The sequence below is a fragment of the Paraburkholderia steynii genome (assembly GCF_900100565.1).
Classification (GTDB): domain Bacteria; phylum Pseudomonadota; class Gammaproteobacteria; order Burkholderiales; family Burkholderiaceae; genus Paraburkholderia; species Paraburkholderia terrae.
This window is the reverse complement of the sequence record NZ_FNDI01000017.1, coordinates 59742-77702: the sequence shown is the minus strand read 5'-3', so window position 1 is coordinate 77702 and position 17961 is coordinate 59742. Positions and strand designations below refer to the sequence as shown.

Below are 17961 nucleotides of genomic sequence, written 5' to 3'. Positions count from 1 at the left end.
AGAACAAAAGACATGTCGAAAAAGAACTTCCCCGATACAACGCCGGACGAACCGGACAACACGCAGGCCGCCACGCAGTCCGCCATCTTTTCGCGCCGTGGCTTTCTGAAGCTCGCGGGCGCATCGGGATTCGCGAGCGCCGCGAACACGTTCGCGGGCGCCGCCCAAGCCGATCCGTCGACACCCGATGGCACGCCCGAGCAGGTCCATCTCACATGGGGCGGAGATCCCACGAACGAAGTCGTGGTGTCATGGGCGTCGATGGCGGCTGCTGCGAATCCGCACGTGCGCTTCGGCGCAGCCGGCGACAGGAAGGAAACCGTTCACGCCGTTCAACGCACGTACACGGACGGCCTGAATGGCGAAGTCGTGTTCACGTATCACGCGCGTCTGCACGGCCTGAATGCAGGGACCACGTATCAATACGAAGTCACAGCCGATAACGACAGCAACGCGGGCACGCCCTTCTCGGCGTCGTTCAAGACCGCGCCGCACGGCCGCGCTCCGTTCCGCTTCACGAGCTATGGCGATCTCGCGACACCCAACACCAGCTGGGTGCTGTCGTCGCCGCAAAGCCGTTTCGCGGTGCAGGCCGTCGAACGTTTCCAGCCGCTCTTTCACCTGCTCAACGGCGACCTGTGCTACGCGAACCTGAACCCGACGCATCAGCCGGACGTTTGGCGCGACTTCGGCAACAACAATCAGTCGTCGTCGGCGAATCGTCCGTGGATGCCGTGCCCCGGCAATCACGAAATCGAATTCAACAACGGTGCGCAAGGCTTTGATTCGTATCTCACGCGCTATACGCTACCGCACAACGGCACGCGCTTTCCGGGCCGCTGGTATAGCTTCCGCGTGAGTTCCGTTCTGTTCATCTCGCTGGACGCGGACGACGTCGTGTACCAGGACGCAGCTGCATTCGTCGCAGGACCGTCGGCGCTGGTGCCCACGGCGAGCACCGGTCATCCGCCGATCAAGCCAGGAACGTCGTTCTATGTGCGGGGCTACAGCAATGGCGAACAGACACGCTGGCTCGAACGCACACTACGCGAGGCCTCGCACGATGAAGGGATCGATTGGATCGTCGTGCAGATGCATCAGGACGCGCTCAGTTCATCGAAGACGGGCAATGGCTCGGACAAGGGCATCCGTGAAGCGTGGCTGCCGCTGTTCGACCAATACCGCGTTGATCTCGTGCTGTGCGGCCACGACCACGACTATGAGCGCAGCCATCCGGTGCGCGGCTGCAATCATTACGCAGGCCGCGACGCAACCACCGGCGATCGCGTCGACACCCTGCAACCGCGCCCCGTCCTGACGTCGCACCGCGCGAATGACCCCGTCGACACTTCGCGCGGCACCGTGCATCTGATTCTTGGCGGTGGCGGCACCAGTGCGCCGCTCGACGTCTACGGCACCGACGCGGGAACGGGCCTGCCACAGGCGATGGTCTTCACCAGGCCAAACCATCCTGTCGCGGGCGCAGCGGCGGGCGTGTTCGTCCGGCCCGCCGCCGATGCGGTGGAAGACGCGATCTGGTCCGCACAGAGAGACACCGGCACCGGCTACGGCATCGCCGTGTTTGATGTCGATCCCGGTGAACGCCATGGCAGCACGTCGATCACGATGAACTACTACCACGCGCCGGGCGCGGATCAGAATGCGACCGCCAACTACGAGTTGTTCGAGACCATCGTGTTTGAGAAACCGCGCCGACGCTGACTGAATTCGTTGAGTCGCCTTCGAGCATGATCAGGCGAAGCGCGTGACTTCGACGGGCTGCGTCAAACACGGCTACGTTCTTGCTCGCCTTGACGATCAGGAACGTCGCGCAAAGCACAGGCTCGCGCCTGCGCTTTGCGCCGGAAATCGGTTTGACGCTCGCCGGTTTCACGATGCGTCGCCGTTTGAACGGATTGGCCGTGCGTTCGCGGCCGTTTTATGGCGTCGTGGCTGAGCGGGTGCAACCGGACAATAGCTGTCGTTCGCTTAAACGCGTGATGCAATCATTCGAGCTTGCGCGCCACCTCGGAACCTGGCGGACGCCCGAAGTCAGCCGCTGGCCTAAGCGGAGGTTGAACGAACAACGCGCAGCGGCCGTTCAACAATGCAGATCAGTCATCGGTCACATAGTCAGATCGAACGGGAACTATCTTCCTGGTCAATGGGTGAAATCGACTCTGACCGGACCGTCGACCTAACGAGGCGAATGTGGCCGATCACGACGTACTGCGGACACTCGCACGACGATCCAAGATCGCGGACTGTCCCACGCGTCGCCAATCGAGTACATCAATTGCACGCCGGTCCTTTCACATCCACCGCTCGAAGCCTTGTCTCATCTGCGATGATGGTGGCGCCACAACCGGATTGCCAGCCAGCGTTTCCTCATAGCCATCGATCCGTTTCGCGCGCCGCGTGGTGCATGGAGGATGCAAAATACGGTCAAGCGCCGCATGAAGTCAGCGCTTTTACCCACGCATCGAGCATCAGGCACCGCTAACAGCAACTGACCCTGCCGTCACAAACATCTGCATCAGGGACGTGTGATAGCCGGATGGCGCATCGATCACAAAGATCGAGTCGCGAAGCGCATTCTCGATATCGAAGGCGCCATGCAGCCAGGCACGCAATGCGGCCTCCGACGTGATGACGACGTTGCTGCGCTTGAGTTCATCAGTCGTCGTTACGTCGGGCATCTCAGGCACGATATTCGGATCGAAACCGTCCGTCGTTGGGTGAAAGAATCCCCAGGTGTCGTCTTCGATCAGCAGCACATAGAAGTCCGGAAGTCCCAGGAGTTCCGCTGTGGTAAGTGAGGCTTCGATTTTCGCCTGTAGCAGATTCAGGGTGTCGACCGCAGACATGCGTTTTCGCGCGGCCGAAAGCGGGCCATCGCCGATGTCCAGTTCGCCGATCAATCCTGCGTCAATCGCGTTTCGGGTAGCGACTGCCACGCTGAGCGCCAGCGGATGACTAACGCTGAACTCGATCTTGAAGTTGCAGATTGCGCACATTTCCACACCTCAAGGCGTGACAATGTTGAAGTAAAAATCGAAGTTGTCCAGCCACGAGATGAACTCGCCGAGCTTCTGGCTATTGCCGTCGATCTTTGTGCCACCCGACATCACAAGCTTTTGCATTGAAGTCGAGCCAAGCATCACGTTGTTGAGATCGGCGCGGGTCATCGTTATTGACGCGTCAGCATTGTTGGCTGTCTTCCCTTTCGAATAGTGAATCGCGCTGTTCTCCACGCCGACGACATAATTTTCCTTGGTGTCAGTTAGCGTCAGATTGAGAAGCACGGTCTTGCCTGCTGCACGATCGCCATTCAGTCGAATGCCCTGGTAGTCGAGAAACATTTCAAGCGGCATGGCGCGAATCGTATCGGGACTTGCAGGCGCCGGAGCAGGCACCTTCTTTATACCGTCGCGCAGTTCCATCGCACCGGTCAGATAGAAATTGCGCCACGGGGCGGACTCCGACTGATAGCCGAGCTGCTCATAGGCATCGGCCAGCAACTGTTTCGCTGCCGTATTCTGCGGGTTGCTGAATACGACATGGTTCACCACCTCAGCGACCCAACGATATTCACCCTTGTCGTAATACGCCTGCGCTTTGCTTAGAACTGCTGCGGGGCCACCCATGAATTCCACGTAGCGCTTACCGTTCTCGACAGGTGGCAGCTGATGCAGATTTGCGGGCACGCCATCGAAGAAGCCGAGACGCAGGTTGTACTGCGCCACTACATCGTGATAGACCGTGCCGTAGTAACTTCTGCAATACCAGTGTTTCGCGAGACTGTCCGGTAACCGGATCGTCTCGCCGATTTCGCGCGGCGTGTAGCCGGTGTTCGCCAGACGCATGGTCTGGTCGTGCAGATAGCGATACATGTCGCGCTGCGCACTGAGGAATGAAACGATGCGATCGTTGCCCCAGGTCGGCCAGTAATGCGACGCAAACAATACCTGCGCATCGCCACCGAACATGTCGATTGATGCCTGCAGGTATTTGGACCAAAGCAGCGCATCGCGTACCTTGGCGCCGCGCAACGTATATAAATTGTGTAACGTATGCGTCGCGTCTTCCGCCGCGCAGAAAGCCTTGAACTTCGGCAGATAAAACATGAACTCGGACGGTGCCTCCGACTCTGGCGCCATCAGCACGGTGATGTCGACGCCGTCGAGTGTCATGGTCTGTCCGGTCTTTTCGGCGAATGTCGTCGGCGTGATCATGGAAATGGTGCCGACCGAGGTTGTCTTGCCCAATCCGCCGTCGATGCCGCCTGTGGGGCTACGCGGCAGGAGCGACCCGTACATATAGCTTGCCCGCCGTCCCATCGCATTGCCGGCGATGATGTTCTCACCCACCGCAGCCTCAGTGAATCCGACCGGTGCCACGATTTTTACCTTGCCAGCCTTCACATCGTCTTCGCTGACAATGCCGCGCACGCCACCGTAATGGTCGACGTGACTATGCGTATAGATGACGTGCGTGATGGGCTTGTCGCCCAGATGAGGAACGACCAGTTCCTTCCACACCGTCGATGCGACCTCTGCCGTAACGAACGGGTCAACGACGATGTAGCCCTGATTGCCTCGAATAATGCTCATCACGGACAGGTCGTAACCGCGTACCTGCCAGATGCCATCCACCACCTGGAAGAGTCCGTGGTGCATGTTGAGCTTGGCATTACGCCAGAGGCTCGGATTGACCGTGGGCGGCGAGTTGTTTTCCGGGCCCCCGCTAATGAAAGCGAACTGCTGCAGGTTCCACGCGGGATAGTCACCCGTCCCCTTGATGATGACGGGCTCGGGCAGCGTCGCGACCAACCCACGGCTGGCATCCTCGAAATCCTGCGCGTCGGCGAACGAAAGAAACTCTGCATATTGCCGGTTAATATCAAGCGTTGCTCGCGTCGCGGGTTTGCTGGCCGCACTGGTCGTCCGGACAGCGGCGGTTTGCGCTAACGTTTCCCCAACGACGCCCGACAATCCGGTTGCGGCTCCTGCAACTGCCACATTTTTCAGAAATGTTCTGCGCGCACCGGGATCTGCAGGTTCTTTCGGTTCAGACATCTCTACCTCCACTCTTCGTATATGGTTGCTATGCACAACCAGTGAAGTCAACGAAGCAACAGGAACAACACTTGCTCCTGCGATTAATCCTCCCGACAGGTAGCGGCTGGCGAGCCGAGCGCTCGCCACCTTCCCAAGATCGCGCCTTTGGGCTACACCGCTCCGTACGCGCTGCCGACGACGGTTTTCTGCTGTGTTAGCTTAATAAGCGCATGCCAGTTTCGGTATTGGCCTTTGGTCCAATAGCCCGAGGCCCGGTCGCAGGATAGGACCCGACAGATAAACGTTAAAGTTCATGGATCGGAAAAGTTTCGGCGCTATCCGGGTTTTTGTTTGATGCGCGCTTTTCGGGGGCTCTAGCGATGGGAGGGTGCCCCGCGCGTAACGCGATAAGAAGATATAGATGCCCGCGAGAATGCTAGAAATGCAGCCTCTACCGCCAAACTGCTGGCCACCTCGCCCTGCTTCGTTACGCTCACTTCACGCGACAACCGGCGATGTCGATCACAATCCCTCGAAACGACTATGAAGAAGTGTCGGCATTCAGGCTTGACCGGATATTTAACTGTCTTAAGTCGACATGGCGGCCAACGGCGGCTTCTGGCCGAACCCAGAACTTTTTACAGCCGGACATGCTCTTCCAGAGAGCCAGATAAATGAACTGCCCTTCGAGAACTTCCTTTGACGCTGATTGCAGTGTCGTAACAGCTCGCTGACAATGATGCAGGCGTGCTATTACGCAAATGTCTCAAAGCGCGGATCACGTTGCGGTCCGGCTTGCGGTCGTCAACCGACACATCGCGACTGCGGCGCCGTTCACGATGGGCGCGCTCCATGGATCGGCCGGCAAACTCCACCTGCGCAATGCCTTGCCGGAGGCCGCCACAAGCGCTCCCCGATGCCTCATTGATGCAGAATCGGCGCAAAGGCCGTAACGACACGACCTGAAGATGATGGACGACCCAGAATCGCTTTCCCTGGCACTGCCCGATGGCTCTAAGGTCTCTGCGCTCCTCCGAGTGCCGGAGGACGCGCGAGCCCTATATGTCTTCGCGCACGGTGCCGGGGCGGGCATGCAGCACGCCGGCATGTCGTCATTGGCCGACGCGCTTGCGGCGGCCAATGTCGCCACCTTGCGCTACCAGTTTCCGTACATGGAGCGGGGCTCCAAGCGGGTGGACTCGCCGGCCGTGGCACATGCTGCCGTGCAGGCAGCCGTCGCAGAGGCTCGCCGGCGGCTGCCAGCCCTGCCGCTCTTCGCGGGCGGCAGGTCGTTCGGCGGCCGCATGACGTCCCAGGCCCAAGCCATCTCCCCGCTCGACGGCGTGCGTGGCCTCGCTTTCGTCGCGTTCCCGCTGCACCCGGCGGGCGCGCCCGGCGTGGAGCGGGCACGGCACCTGGCGGAGGTCACGGTGCCGATTCTCTTCCTCCAGGGCACGCGCGACAAGCTGGCCGAGCTTCACCTGCTGAGGTCCGTCGTCGAGACGCTGGGGCCACGCGCTACGCTGCATGTAGTGGACGACGCAGATCATTCGTTCCACGTGCGCGCGTCCTCCGGCCGGACCGACGCCGAGGTCGTGCTCGAACTAGCACGGACGATGGCGGCGTGGTTCTTCGCCGAAGCAGAGTTCGTGCGCGTTACCTGAGCAAGCGCAGGAATGCTTGTAGCAGAGTCGGGACGGGGATCCGGCGAACTCGCCGTGCTGCACTCGCCTGCTCAATCCCTTCGCTATCCGCAGATGGTCTGTCGCATAGCCACGATAAGCGACGCCTGTCGCGTCGGCGGCGTTTTCCCAGTGCCGAGTGAGTGAATTTGTCAGATCCGCTCGCGGTGATCTCGCCCCCGGAATCGCGGAGGGCCATCTGCTTTGATTTGGCCGGCGCCGATCCGTGAGCGACCGCATAGGGATGCGGCCGAAACCAGATGGCGGAGCGTCGAACAACGCGCATTGGCCGGTCACTGCCCGACGCGGTCGCCCGAAACCGACCCTCTCCGGCCGCTCGAGCCTGCGAAAGGGAATTGGCGGCTTCCAAGGTAAAAGCGTAGATTGTCAATTATGACTGCCCCCCCGTGCGACAACTATCATGGCCGGTCCGTGATTAGCCACATTAAGGTTGCCCCGCAGCACACGGAGCCTCTTGGGTGGACCTGCCGGCTCGTCACTTCAGGTCCGAGTTCGGGAAAATATGTGACCCCGTTTCCCGTTTCTGCTCACCCTGAGATTAGGAGAAGGCATGCGTATCTACTTTCAGAGCACATCGATCCCGACACGGGCCGCCGATCGGCTCAAATACCGCCTTTCGCTAAAGGAATCCCAGGCGCGACAGGTGACCTCCGAGGTCTTCGGCTATAAAGACTGGGCCGACCTCCACAGCAAGCTGGGCACCAAAGCAGCCTCCGCGCTCGATGAGGCATGTGACGGCGCGACAGTAACCGAGAGGCGCGTATATCAGGCGTCGCAACTGGCCGCATCGTCAGTTGATCTTCACGGTGAATCCGCGGACGACTTTGTCCGATGGTGGCGACCATCGGCCGCCCATGCGCAAGAAGAGTACGGGGACCAGACACAAACGCCGTTCGCAGGCTCAAAGGCTGATCTGAATTTCCAGGACGCGCTGAGCACGCTGGCACACGCCGCCCACGATCCCGTTGGCCACTTCGAACTAGCGCTCATCGCTGGCATACACGGAACGAAAAATGAGAGCTCGTTGAGGTTTGTAGAATCGCTTGCTGATGAGTTGCTAAGCGGCAACCGAACCCGAGAGCCGGAAGTGGCCCGTCACCTCCTCGAGGCTTTGGCGGCGCGAGGGATGCCCCGGTCAATACTTAACCTCGCGACGAGTTTGACGCTTGGCGACGGTGGACCAAAAGACGAAAACAGAGCCGCTGATTTGCTCAAGCAGCTGGCTGAATCTGCTTCAACTCCCGATGAGCTGAAGCGGATTGCCGAATCGCGCCTGGCAGGCCGTTGAAATACCCATCGATCGGATTCAGGCCGATCTCGCAGATGACATGAATTCGCGCAACGACACCGAGATTTTGTTGCGTGGCGCCGGATTCAGCGCTGGCATCCGTCCGACGAGCGCATTTCCCGACCGATTTCTTGCATTACGCGCCCTCTGGACGCGCAAATCTCAACGTTCGCAGTCGCGTCAGGTTGTAGGCTGCCATCGTCAGTGTGAGCAACTGATCGACTTTCTCCAGCCCCCGCCCCATCACCTGTCGAATTGGCCCGATCTGCTTACCCCAGCCGAAACACTGTTCAATGCATTTCGTTTGCGCTGGCTCAGCGCATAGCCGGGGTGTCACGTTGTCCGGCCGTCGATGGCACTTCCGCCCGTTCGCCTGGTATTACGTGCGAAGTGCGGCGTTACATTGTATTCACGGCAAGCCTTCACAAATCCACGTGTGTCGTACGCCTTGTCCGCACCCACCGTAATCCGCACGCCCGAACCCGATACATCCCGTAGCATGTCCGCCGCCACTTCGCGTTCCGCCCGGCCATTCGCTTCGCTGGCCTGAACGTTCACCACCGACCCATGCCGGTTGTCCGTCAGCACATGGCCCAGATAACTCGGCAAGGCTGGCGCGGCATGGCTCTTGCGGTAGAGCCGACCTTCTCCGTCACTCATCGACTCATGCGTTTCGTTGCTGCGCGATTCGCCATGCCAGTTGCCCGGCGGGCGATCGGCGTCCCCGCCATCCTTCCGGCGGATACTCTTGTGGCTAGCCCACGCATGAATCATGGTGCAGTCGACGCTGAAATGCTCGCCCGACAGCAAGCCGCGTTTATGTGCCGTTTCCACTGTCGCGTTGAACAGGTCGGTCACCGCATCGAATTCGATCAGCCGATCCCGGTTCTTGCTGAACATCGAGTGATTCCACACCGCGTCCTCAATCGACAGGCCGACGAACCAGCGAAACAGCAGGTTGTACGAAATCTGCTCGACCCGTTATCGCTCACTGCGGATGCTGTACAGCACTTGAAGCAGCATTGCCCGCATCAGTTTCTCCGGCGCAATGCTCGGACGGCCGCCTTTGATGTCCGCTTCGTACATGGCCGAGAACTTCGTATCCATCTTCGACAGCGCGTTGTTCATCCACGTCCGGATCGGGCGCAGCAGATGAGTCTGCGGTACGAACTCCTCCAGTCTCACGGTGCTGAACAGGGATTCGTGTAGCTGTGGGTGCCTCGCATGAGCTCTTCGTGTCTCTGGATCGGATGGCTATGTCGTGACGGATCGGCGGGGGTATTTCAACGGCGTGCTAAGGCGCTTGCTCCGTTCGGCGCTCGACCTCGGTGTAGCCCTGCATGGCCAGACACGGTAGCTTCCATGTTCGTTTGGTGCCTTGCTCGAGCACCGTGGCCTGGGTGTCACGCATCGCGATGATCTTGCCGCGACGCATCTGACCGTCGCGGCCTCTCCGACCAGGTTAGAGCGTCGCACGCAGATCGCGCACGCTCCGTCCAAGCTTGCGACGAAGTAGCCCTCGCAGAGTCACACCGTCGGCGTAGCCCACTTGCTCGGCCACCCGATCGACGCTTTCGTGACTCGTCTGGAGCAGATGCACCGCGTGCTCGACGCGTAGGTCCTGGAAGAACCCGAGGGGCGTCTTGCCGAGCGTGCTCTGCATGCGCCGCGCCAGGGTGCGCTCGCTCGTTCCGACCGCAGCCGCAGCGTCGGCGAGATTAAAGCCCTTCGAAAGATTGCGACGCGCCCATCCCTCGAAGCGCTCGACCAAAGGGTCGGCGTGCGCCAGGTGATCGGGGATGGCGTAAGCGGCCTGCGATGCGCGCGAATCGACCAGCAGGTAGCGAGCCGTGAGCGCTGCAAGTGCGGGGCTTCGACGCCTCACGAGCCCAAGCGCCAGGTCGACGTGTGCCAGGGCTGCTCCGGCTGTGACGAACGGCGCTGAGACGATGAGCATGCGTGAGTCGTCAAGCGACACCTGCGGATACCGACGGCGAAACAGCGGCGCAAGCCACCACGATGTTGTTGCCGTGTGTCCGTTCAGAAGTCCCGTCTCTGCGAGCAGTAAGGTCGCCGTGCAGGCGGCGCCGATCCACACCTCGTCGTTGGACTTGGCGACCATCGCTGCCTTGATGTCGCATAGCTCTGGCTGCTCGAGTGCGGCCTCAATGGCATCAGGCGTCACCGGTCCAAGGGCAGGCGTGACGATCGCGTCCGGCCGAGACTGCCGGTCGATGGACTGCACTGGAACGATGAGTCCATTGGCGGTTCGAACGCGTCGTCGGACGCCAACCATTGTGACGTTCAGAGGCGCAGGTGAAGGGTCCAGCATTGGGGCGAGCTGGTTTGCGTAGTTCAACGTGTCCACGATTGCCGAGAGGCCGAAGTCCGCGACGCCGTTGATAGCAATAACATGGATGTCCATGGCAGGAATTATATCCAAAAAGGCAAATTTGCCACTTATTGTGAGCGACCAAGCTCTCTAAAGTACAGGCTTCTTACACACATTCCCGCATATGGGACGAAAGGAAAATCATGATCAAGCTCGCAATCCTCGCGACGATGGAAGCCAAGCCGGGTAAGGAAGAGGCCGTCGCCGAATTCCTGGCTGGCGCTAAGGGGCTCGTGGAAAAGGAGGCGTTCACCGTCACCTGGTTCGCGATCCGCACCGGCAAGTCGACGTTTGCCATTTTCGACGCGTTCGACGACGAAGCCGGCCGCGATGGTCACCTGACCGGTCAAGCCGCCGCGGCTCTGATGGCCTCCGCCAAGGATCTCTTCGTTCGCGATCCGGTCATCGAAATGGCGGATCTGCTCGCCTTCAAGCTGCCCGCGTAATGGGCATGGCAGCGTGACGGAAACGGCAACAGTGCCGATGAAGCATGCCGCCTAGAGTTAGCTCACTGGAACGCGCCCTTTTCTGGCGCGAAAGCCGGTGATGGTTCGCTCGACCAGGCAGTGTGTGCCTCGTTGAGAAATTTCACTTAATAACAGAGGTAAACTATGAGTGCCTATCTGATCTTCGTCGTGCATAGTGCTCACGACAAAGCATTGCTCCAGAAATATCGCGATGAAGCGATCCCGGTCGTTAAGAGTCAGGGCGTGAAATTCTTTGCCGGGCCTGTCATCAGCGCTGCGCTGGAAAATGGCCCCGTGGACTCCAGCGTTGTCCTCGAGTTCCCGACCGTCGAAGATGCGCAAGCTTGGTACAAATCCCCTGAGTACGCACCCCTCAAGGCAATGCGTCAGGCCGCGGCCACGAGCACCACATTCATCGTGGAGTCGTGGCCCGAAGGGCTCTAACTTCCAGGTCCGACCGACACGGCTGTCGTCATGCCCCAGCTCGAGGTTAGCTGATCGGCAGCATCGCTACGGCGCTCGTATGTGGGGCGCCGTAGCGCACCTGTCGGCGGACCGGAGCGGCCGCCCACGAACTCCGGTTAGGGGCGTAGAAAGTCTCGGGTGTCGTCTGCGCCGGCGGCCAGCCAGTCGCCATAAGCGCCGGCACGCAGAACACGACCATGCGCTTTTCTTCGCCAGGGCGGTGATAGTTTTGAAAAAGAGAGTGCTGATCTGCATTGATCGTCAGCATTGTGTAGCTCTCATGCAACTGGCCCGCTGTATCTCTGTATCTGTCTCACAGACCTGCGATGCCCAGCGGCACGCCGTCTACGTGGGAAAAGCGTGTAGCCACGGCACTTCCGCTGCGCCAGTCCGGTTCATACACGGCCTCGACCGGAATGATGCAATGCTGCCCGTGGCGCCAAGCATTGCCGAAAGTGAACGACTTTGCGGCCGTCTCAGATCGAGCATTGAACGTGGAGAGCTTTTCAGCTTTGGCCAAACCGTCAGCGCCTGTGCGTGAGCTGATTAACAGGCCGTTGAAATACCCATCGATCGGATTCAGGCCGATCGATGGGTATTTCAACAGCCTGCTAGGCAACGCCTAAGCATCAAGCATCCCGCGGGAACCCAGTACGTCAAATGATCGTCGCAGACGTGAGCGTTCATCGTCGCGGATTGGAGTGGCCGCTTTTGGTGCGGAGCAGACCTCTGAGCGTCCGAGCAACGGTAGGAACGAATGGCTCTTCGTGGCCGACTCGTGCCCGATGCCGTCGGGCACTGATCGACCCGCTGTAGCTGTGTACACGGCCGGAGAGGCAAGGGCCGAATAACGCAGCCATTCTGGGCTTGCGCTCGCCCGGGTAAAGACCGCGTGCCGCCCCGCACTGCGTTCGCTTTTTTCGAACAAGTTTCCAACTTTGAGTTAGCCACAAGCAGGCCGGATAGCGGCACACTCTTGCTACACCAGTCGAACGCCTGGGTCAGCCGCCTCCCCTGCGACGCCTCCCTTGTTCCGCGACTCCTCTATCCAGTTGCAGCGAAACCCTCCAGTGACTACACCACATCCATCACGCAACACGTTCGATACTGTCATGGCCCCCGTCTATGCGCCCGCACCTGTGATACCCGTGCGCGCGCAAGGCTCTCGCGTCTGGGACGAAGAGGGCCGGGACTACGTGGACCTGACGAGCGGTATCGCCGTTTGCGCGCTGGGTCATGCGCATCCCGCGCTGGTCGAAACGCTCACCAGACAGGCTGAGCAGCTATGGCATGTGAGCAACGTCTTCACGAACATCCCCGCACTCAAACTTGCATTGCGCCTGACCGAGGCGACTTTCGCGGAAAACGCCTTTTTCGCAAATTCCGGCGCAGAGGCAAACGAGGCTGCGCTCAAGCTTGCCCGACGCGTGGCGATCGACCGGTTTGGAACCGAGGCGAGGAAGACCAGGATTATTTCCTTCGAGCAATCGTTCCACGGGCGCACGCTGTTTACCGTCAGCGTCGGCGGCCAGCAGAAATACTCGGACGGATTCGGCCCGCTGCCGGGCGACATCTCGCATATCCGATTCAACGATATCGACGCAGCGTTGGCCGCGATTGACGATCGGACCTGCGCGGTGATCGTGGAGCCGGTCCAGGGCGAAGGTGGCGTTATTCCGGCAACGGCCGACTTCCTGCGATGCCTGCGCGATGCCTGCACCAGGCACAACGCGCTTCTCATCTTCGACGAAGTGCAGACCGGCATCGGCCGCACCGGTTCGCTCTTCGCGTACATGGACGCCGGTGTGACGCCGGATATCCTCACGGCAGCCAAAGCCCTCGGCAACGGTTTCCCGATCGGCGCGGTGCTGACCACCGCGGAAATCGGCAAACACTTTTCCGTTGGAACACACGGCTCGACGTACGGCGGAAATCCGTTGGCGACCGCCGTTGCGGACCGCGTTGTCGAACTCATCAACACCCCACACGTTCTCGACGGCGTGCGCGAGCGTAGCGCGCACATCTTTGCGAGCCTGCGCTCGATCAATTCCCGCACCGGCGTGTTCCGCGAACTGCGGGGTGCAGGCTTGCTGATCGGCGCAGAGTTGAGCGACGCGTATCACGCACGCTCGAAAGACATCATGACGGCCGCGCTCGAACACGGCGTCATGATTCTGAATGCAGGTCCGAACGTCCTGCGATTCGCCCCGGCGCTCAACATTCCGTACGAATGTCTTGACGAAGGGTTGGCACGCCTGGAGCGCGCGATCGACTCGTTCAGGTCCGACTGAGATGCGTCGGACATAGCGAGGCGAGGCTCTGCGTTCAGAGCCTTTATCGCCTGCTATTGCACTGGCTCAGGCGCGCTTCAAAAACCGCTCCACGAGTCGCGCGAAGTACGTCGACCCCACGGGAAGCAAGCGGTCGTTGAAGTCATAACTCGCGTTGTGCAACAGGCACGGCCCTGCTCCATGTCCCACGATGCGATGGTCGCCACCGCCATTACCGATGAACGCGTAGCAACCCGGTTTGGCACGCAACATGAACGAGAAGTCTTCGGCAGCCATCGTGGGCTGAATCGCCGCGTCGACAGCCTGATCACCGACTACTTCACGCATGACTTGGACCGCCAGCGCCGTTTGTTCAGGGTCGTTGATGGTCGGCGGATAGTTCCGGCTGAACTCGATCTCACTGCGACAGCCAAGCCCCAACGCAATCGACGAGACGATGGCACGCATGCGACTTTCAATGAGGTCGAGCGTCTCTTCCGAAAACGTGCGCACCGTGCCGCCCAGCCAGGCGTCGGTGGGTACGACGTTTTGCGCTTCACCCGCGTGAATCTGCGTCACCGACAAGGCGGCAGCATCGACAGGATTCTTGTTGCGCGTCAGGATGCTCTGCAATGCGCTGACGATCTGCGCCACCGCAAACACCGGATCTGCGCCAAGGTGCGGCATCGCGCCATGACATCCCGCGCCCGTCACCGTAACCCTGAAGAGACTCGTCGATGCCATGATCGGGCCGGACCGCACGCCGAAGTGTCCCTCGGGAATGCCTGGCCAGTTGTGTACACCGAAAACAGCATCGACAGGAAAACGCTCGAACAGACCATCGTCGATCATCGCCTGCGCGCCGGCACCCTCTTCCTCGGCGGGCTGGAAAATGAAATGCACGGAGCCGTCGAAATCGCCCGACTTCGCGAGATATCTTGCTGCCCCAAGCAGCATGGTCGTGTGACCGTCGTGCCCGCATGCGTGCATTGCGCCCTGCACGGTGGACCGATGCGCGAATACGTTCGCTTCCTGCATCGGCAACGCGTCCATGTCCGCGCGAAGTCCGATTGCGCGAGTGCTGTTGCCACGCTTCAGGCTCGCAACGAGGCCGGTTTTGCCAACTCCGCGAACAACCGGCAAGCCCCATTCCTCCAGCTTGCTGGCGACGAGATCTGCCGTCCTGTTCACGTTGTATCCCAGCTCCGGGTGCGCATGGATGTCACGACGGACTGCAGTCATCTCCTCTGAGAATGCCTGGATTTCGGCAATAGCCTTCATATTCACTTGATCAGATATTCCTTCTGGCAATCGACGTCGATGTCAGATCGCATAGCTAGTGTGTGCCGGACCGCCGCGTTCCCGCAGGCGGTTCCGGCCGCTTAGATGTGGAACAGTTGCGCGACGACGGTCGCACCGAGGAACGTGCCTGCATTGGCAACGAACGAGACGAGCACGATGCGCCACCCCAACCGGCGGAAAGCGGGCAAGTCTTTCGCAATCGAGAGGCCGGCGAAGGCCAGCATCGGCGTGGTCACGCCAAGAAAATCGTTCCGCGCGCTCAGATCGGCCAGCTGTGCGCCCCAGGGGCACCAGGGAGACGTCGCGTACATCGCTGCAAACGAGACCCAGCAAACCGCGGGGATCTTGCGGCCAGTCAGCGTGGAAAGCGCGTCGCCGACAACGACAGCAAGCAGCATGATCAACATCCCAGGCAGTCCCGCCAGCGGCGTCGTTCCGTGCGCCATCCAGTCGCATACCAGTGCGAACACGGCGGTGACGACCCATGCCAGCACTTTGCCGCCATAGCTGAGATGCGGCGCTTCCGTCTGCACGTCGCCGAGTTGTGGCCGGCTGGCTTCTGCCGCTTCGGACGCGTTCGATGCGCTGGTCGTGCGGCCAATCAGCGGTTCGAGAATGCGGTAGCCGAACAATGCCATAGGCAGCGAAATGAACAACGTGAAGTACGTGCCCACCGTCGTCGTGATCAGATTGCTCGCAGCCGCAAAAGTAAGCACCGACTTGGCCACCTCGGGCGTCTGCTGCGCGGCGATAGCGCCCGACGCCGCCGCCATCATGCTGCCCGAACCGACGCCCGAACCCATCGCGAGTGCGAGCGGGTCGAAGATATTCAGACTTGCGACGAAGCCCGCGAAGATGGCGATAAAGACCGCGCCGAAGATGGTTCCGGTGAGGTACTCCGCCAGCACGCCACGCCCCTCGGCCGAGTCCATCCCGTACTTCTCGCCGATGATGGCGAGACTCGGCTCACGGCCGACCGAGAAGGTGGCGCCGATGGCTTCGCGCTTGATCCCGAGCAGCAGTGCGAGCGGCAAGCCAAGCAGGATCGTGCCGACAAAATGCCCCAACTCCTGGAAGGCAAGCGCCCAGCCTGCGGACGCGAGCTTGGGTAACGCACTGCCAATCATCAACCCGAGCTTTGCAATGAAGAGCAGCAACGCAGGCTGCAGGATGGCCGCAGCGTAAAACTGCGTTTTCACGTCGAGGCGCGCGGCGCTGTTCGATCGCGCACTGGCCACGCCGATTGCCGCACCGAGCAGAAGCGCCCAGATCATCGGCAAGAGAACCACCTTGCCCGGGCCAATCTTGAACGTGAACGATCCGATCAGTTCGGCAAGCAGAATCACGCCCGCAGCGAAGACAAGTAGCTTGGCCGTGCGCACGCCTTGGCCGCCGGATGAGTGCATTGTTATGCTATTCATTGGTCAGGTCTCCCCAGATTGACGATCCTCCCCGATAGAGCGGGGAGGATACCTTGCCGATTAAAGGTAGCCGAAGGCCGTGGGCGGTTCCTTCGCGGTTTCGACCCAGACGCTCTTCGTCTGCGTGTATTCATAGAGCGCTTCGACACCGCTCGAACGACCGTAACCGCTCAAACCGAAGCCGCCGAACGGCGACGCCACGTTGATGGTCTTGTAGCCATTCACCCAGAAAGTGCCGGCGTTGACCTGCGCTGCCACGCGATGCGAGCGCGCGACGTCGGTGGTCCACACTGCGCCGGCGAGGCCGAACTCGGTATCGTTGGCCATTGCGATGGCTTCGTCTTCCGTATCGAACGGAATCGCTGCCACCACCGGCCCGAAGATTTCTTCACGCGCGACTGCCATGTCGTTGGTGACGTTCGCAAGCACTGTCGGCGAAACAAAGTAGCCCGCGTTCGAGCGTTCCTGCGAACCCGATGCGAGCGTTGCACCCGCCGCCACGCCCTTGTCGATCATCGACATGACGTGCTCGTACTGCCTGCGGTTGTTGATCGGACCCACTTCCGTCCTGTCGTCGAGCGGCTCGCCAACCTTGATTTTCTTCGCGCCCGTGGCGACCATCGCGACGAACTCGTCATAAACGTTGCGCTGCACGAGCAGGCGCGAACCCGCCACGCAGCTCTGGCCAGCACCGGCGAAGATCGCCGCCTGCGCGGTCAGTGCCGCGCGCTTCAGGTCGGCGTCGCCGAAGATGATGTTGGCTGACTTGCCACCCAGCTCGAGCACACACGGCAGCACGCGCTTCGCAGCCGCTTCGGCGATCCGCGCACCCGTCGCCGGCGAGCCGACGAACACCACTTTCTTGATGGCCTTGTGCGCGATGGCCGACTGCGCGACGGTCTGTCCGAGACCCGCCAGCACGTTCACGAGGCCCTTCGGCGCACCCGCGCGCTCGCACAGCAGACCGATGACGATAGAACTGGTAGGCGTGAGTTCGGACGGCTTGAGCAGCACCGCGTTACCCATCGAAATAGCGGGCGCGACCTGCCAGCCGCATGTGAACACGGGCGCATTCCACGGCGTGATTTGCAGCACGGTGCCAGCCGGCTCGCGGCGCGTGTAGTTCAGATGCGAGGTCGGCACGGGAATCACTTCGCCGTAGAACTTGTCGGCCCAGCCGCCGTAGTACTCGAACATCTCGGCGACCTTCGCGACTTCACCGCGGCAATCACGAATCGGCTTGCCCGAGCCGAGCGATTCGAGCCTCGCGATAGCTTCCGCTTCCGCGCGCACTTCGCGGGCGATCTCGAACATCACACGGCCGCGTGCCGCATGCGTGAGCGCCCACCACTGTTTCTGCGCGCGCACGGCTGCGGCGGCGGCCTGTTCGACGACGGCCGCGCCGCCGTCTTTATACGCGATGCTCTCGTCGCCCGTAGCGGCGTCGAAGAGTTGAATCGTTTCACCCGCGCCTTCAACCAGTTCGCCGCCGACATACGAACCGATGGTCTTTGCATTCGGGAAGAAGTGCTGAAACGCCACGAGAAGGTCTTCTGCGTTCTTGCTCATCTGAAATGTGCTCCGGATATCTGG

General features: G+C 60.8%; 14 protein-coding genes and 1 pseudogene. 6 read left to right on the top strand and 9 right to left on the bottom strand.

Translation table 11 applies throughout. From position 1 onward, the window contains the following. The first annotated feature begins 12 nt into the window (after nt 1–12). Nucleotides 13–1722, top strand: a complete 1710-nt coding sequence (locus BLT65_RS27545) for a purple acid phosphatase family protein (RefSeq protein WP_091783371.1) — start codon at nt 13–15, stop codon at nt 1720–1722. Nucleotides 1723–2489: 767 nt separating this feature from the next. On the opposite strand, the gene BLT65_RS27535 is transcribed toward BLT65_RS27545, so the two are convergent. Together BLT65_RS27535 and BLT65_RS27530 are read right to left on the bottom strand one after the other, a co-directional pair. Next, nucleotides 2490–2921, bottom strand: coding sequence for a hypothetical protein (locus BLT65_RS27535; RefSeq protein WP_208545810.1), 432 nt, complete (start codon nt 2919–2921; stop codon nt 2490–2492). A gap of 105 nt (nt 2922–3026) precedes the next feature. Next, entirely contained in the window at nt 3027–5078 is a 2052-nt protein-coding gene (locus BLT65_RS27530) for an alkyl/aryl-sulfatase (protein WP_091783365.1), read from the bottom strand. Between the two features lie 953 nt (nt 5079–6031). Here BLT65_RS27530 and BLT65_RS27525 point away from each other — a divergent pair. Both BLT65_RS27525 and BLT65_RS27520 read left to right on the top strand, forming a co-directional pair. Next, nucleotides 6032–6724, top strand: coding sequence for an alpha/beta hydrolase family protein (locus BLT65_RS27525; protein ID WP_091783664.1), 693 nt, complete (start codon nt 6032–6034; stop codon nt 6722–6724). Nucleotides 6725–7313: 589 nt separating this feature from the next. Continuing rightward, entirely contained in the window at nt 7314–8051 is a 738-nt protein-coding gene (locus BLT65_RS27520; protein WP_091783363.1) for an SEL1-like repeat protein, read from the top strand. Nucleotides 8052–8187: 136 nt separating this feature from the next. On the opposite strand, the pseudogene BLT65_RS27515 reads toward BLT65_RS27520, so the two are convergent. Together BLT65_RS27515 and BLT65_RS27510 are read right to left on the bottom strand one after the other, a co-directional pair. Then, a pseudogene (locus tag BLT65_RS27515) lies at nt 8188–9277 on the bottom strand (IS5 family transposase). A 236-nt stretch (nt 9278–9513) separates the two neighbouring features. Next, the gene (locus BLT65_RS27510; protein WP_091783360.1) at nt 9514–10476 is read right to left on the bottom strand and encodes a GlxA family transcriptional regulator; all 963 of its coding nucleotides are present in this window, start codon (nt 10474–10476) and stop codon (nt 9514–9516) included. Between the two features lie 110 nt (nt 10477–10586). Between BLT65_RS27510 and BLT65_RS27505 the strand changes: the two genes are divergently transcribed. After that, on the top strand, nt 10587–10889 hold the full coding sequence (locus tag BLT65_RS27505; RefSeq protein ID WP_091783357.1) for a putative quinol monooxygenase: 303 nt from the start codon (nt 10587–10589) through the stop codon (nt 10887–10889). 165 nt (nt 10890–11054) lie between these two features. Further along, entirely contained in the window at nt 11055–11354 is a 300-nt protein-coding gene (locus BLT65_RS27500; RefSeq protein ID WP_007589537.1) for a DUF1330 domain-containing protein, read from the top strand. Nucleotides 11355–11400: 46 nt separating this feature from the next. On the opposite strand, the gene BLT65_RS48610 is transcribed toward BLT65_RS27500, so the two are convergent. Together BLT65_RS48610 and BLT65_RS48605 are read right to left on the bottom strand one after the other, a co-directional pair. After that, a complete protein-coding gene (locus BLT65_RS48610) occupies nt 11401–11643 on the bottom strand; it encodes a hypothetical protein (protein ID WP_341865844.1) in 243 nt (80 codons plus the stop codon). 45 nt (nt 11644–11688) lie between these two features. Next, entirely contained in the window at nt 11689–11979 is a 291-nt protein-coding gene (locus BLT65_RS48605) for an SOS response-associated peptidase family protein (protein ID WP_229515796.1), read from the bottom strand. A gap of 466 nt (nt 11980–12445) precedes the next feature. On the opposite strand from BLT65_RS48605, the gene BLT65_RS27490 reads away from it, so the two are divergent. Further along, on the top strand, nt 12446–13666 hold the full coding sequence (locus BLT65_RS27490) for an acetylornithine/succinyldiaminopimelate transaminase (protein WP_091783350.1): 1221 nt from the start codon (nt 12446–12448) through the stop codon (nt 13664–13666). Between the two features lie 66 nt (nt 13667–13732). Here the strand turns inward: BLT65_RS27490 and BLT65_RS27485 are convergent, their stop codons facing one another. The 3 genes from BLT65_RS27485 to BLT65_RS27475 form a co-directional block, all read right to left on the bottom strand. Then, nucleotides 13733–14926, bottom strand: a complete 1194-nt coding sequence (locus BLT65_RS27485; RefSeq protein WP_091783347.1) for a M20 aminoacylase family protein — start codon at nt 14924–14926, stop codon at nt 13733–13735. Between the two features lie 101 nt (nt 14927–15027). Further along, on the bottom strand, nt 15028–16368 hold the full coding sequence (locus BLT65_RS27480) for a DUF3100 domain-containing protein (protein ID WP_091783344.1): 1341 nt from the start codon (nt 16366–16368) through the stop codon (nt 15028–15030). Between the two features lie 60 nt (nt 16369–16428). Next, the gene (locus tag BLT65_RS27475; protein WP_091783342.1) at nt 16429–17937 is read right to left on the bottom strand and encodes an aldehyde dehydrogenase family protein; all 1509 of its coding nucleotides are present in this window, start codon (nt 17935–17937) and stop codon (nt 16429–16431) included. Between the last annotated feature and the right edge of the window lie 24 nt (nt 17938–17961).

Excerpts from the sequence above, each read along its gene's own strand:
- BLT65_RS27520 (WP_091783363.1), top strand. The coding sequence starts at position 7,314 with ATGCGTATCTACTTTCAGAGCACATCGATCCCGACACGGGCCGCCGAT.
- BLT65_RS27545 (WP_091783371.1), top strand. The coding sequence starts at position 13 with ATGTCGAAAAAGAACTTCCCCGATACAACGCCGGACGAACCGGACAAC.
- BLT65_RS48610 (WP_341865844.1), bottom strand. The coding sequence starts at position 11,643 with ATGCTGACGATCAATGCAGATCAGCACTCTCTTTTTCAAAACTATCAC.
- BLT65_RS27530 (WP_091783365.1), bottom strand. The coding sequence starts at position 5,078 with ATGTCTGAACCGAAAGAACCTGCAGATCCCGGTGCGCGCAGAACATTT.
- BLT65_RS27500 (WP_007589537.1), top strand. The coding sequence starts at position 11,055 with ATGAGTGCCTATCTGATCTTCGTCGTGCATAGTGCTCACGACAAAGCA.
- BLT65_RS27505 (WP_091783357.1), top strand. The coding sequence starts at position 10,587 with ATGATCAAGCTCGCAATCCTCGCGACGATGGAAGCCAAGCCGGGTAAG.
- BLT65_RS27480 (WP_091783344.1), bottom strand. The coding sequence starts at position 16,368 with ATGAATAGCATAACAATGCACTCATCCGGCGGCCAAGGCGTGCGCACG.
- BLT65_RS27510 (WP_091783360.1), bottom strand. The coding sequence starts at position 10,476 with ATGGACATCCATGTTATTGCTATCAACGGCGTCGCGGACTTCGGCCTC.
- BLT65_RS27525 (WP_091783664.1), top strand. The coding sequence starts at position 6,032 with ATGGACGACCCAGAATCGCTTTCCCTGGCACTGCCCGATGGCTCTAAG.
- BLT65_RS27485 (WP_091783347.1), bottom strand. The coding sequence starts at position 14,926 with ATGAAGGCTATTGCCGAAATCCAGGCATTCTCAGAGGAGATGACTGCA.
- BLT65_RS27475 (WP_091783342.1), bottom strand. The coding sequence starts at position 17,937 with ATGAGCAAGAACGCAGAAGACCTTCTCGTGGCGTTTCAGCACTTCTTC.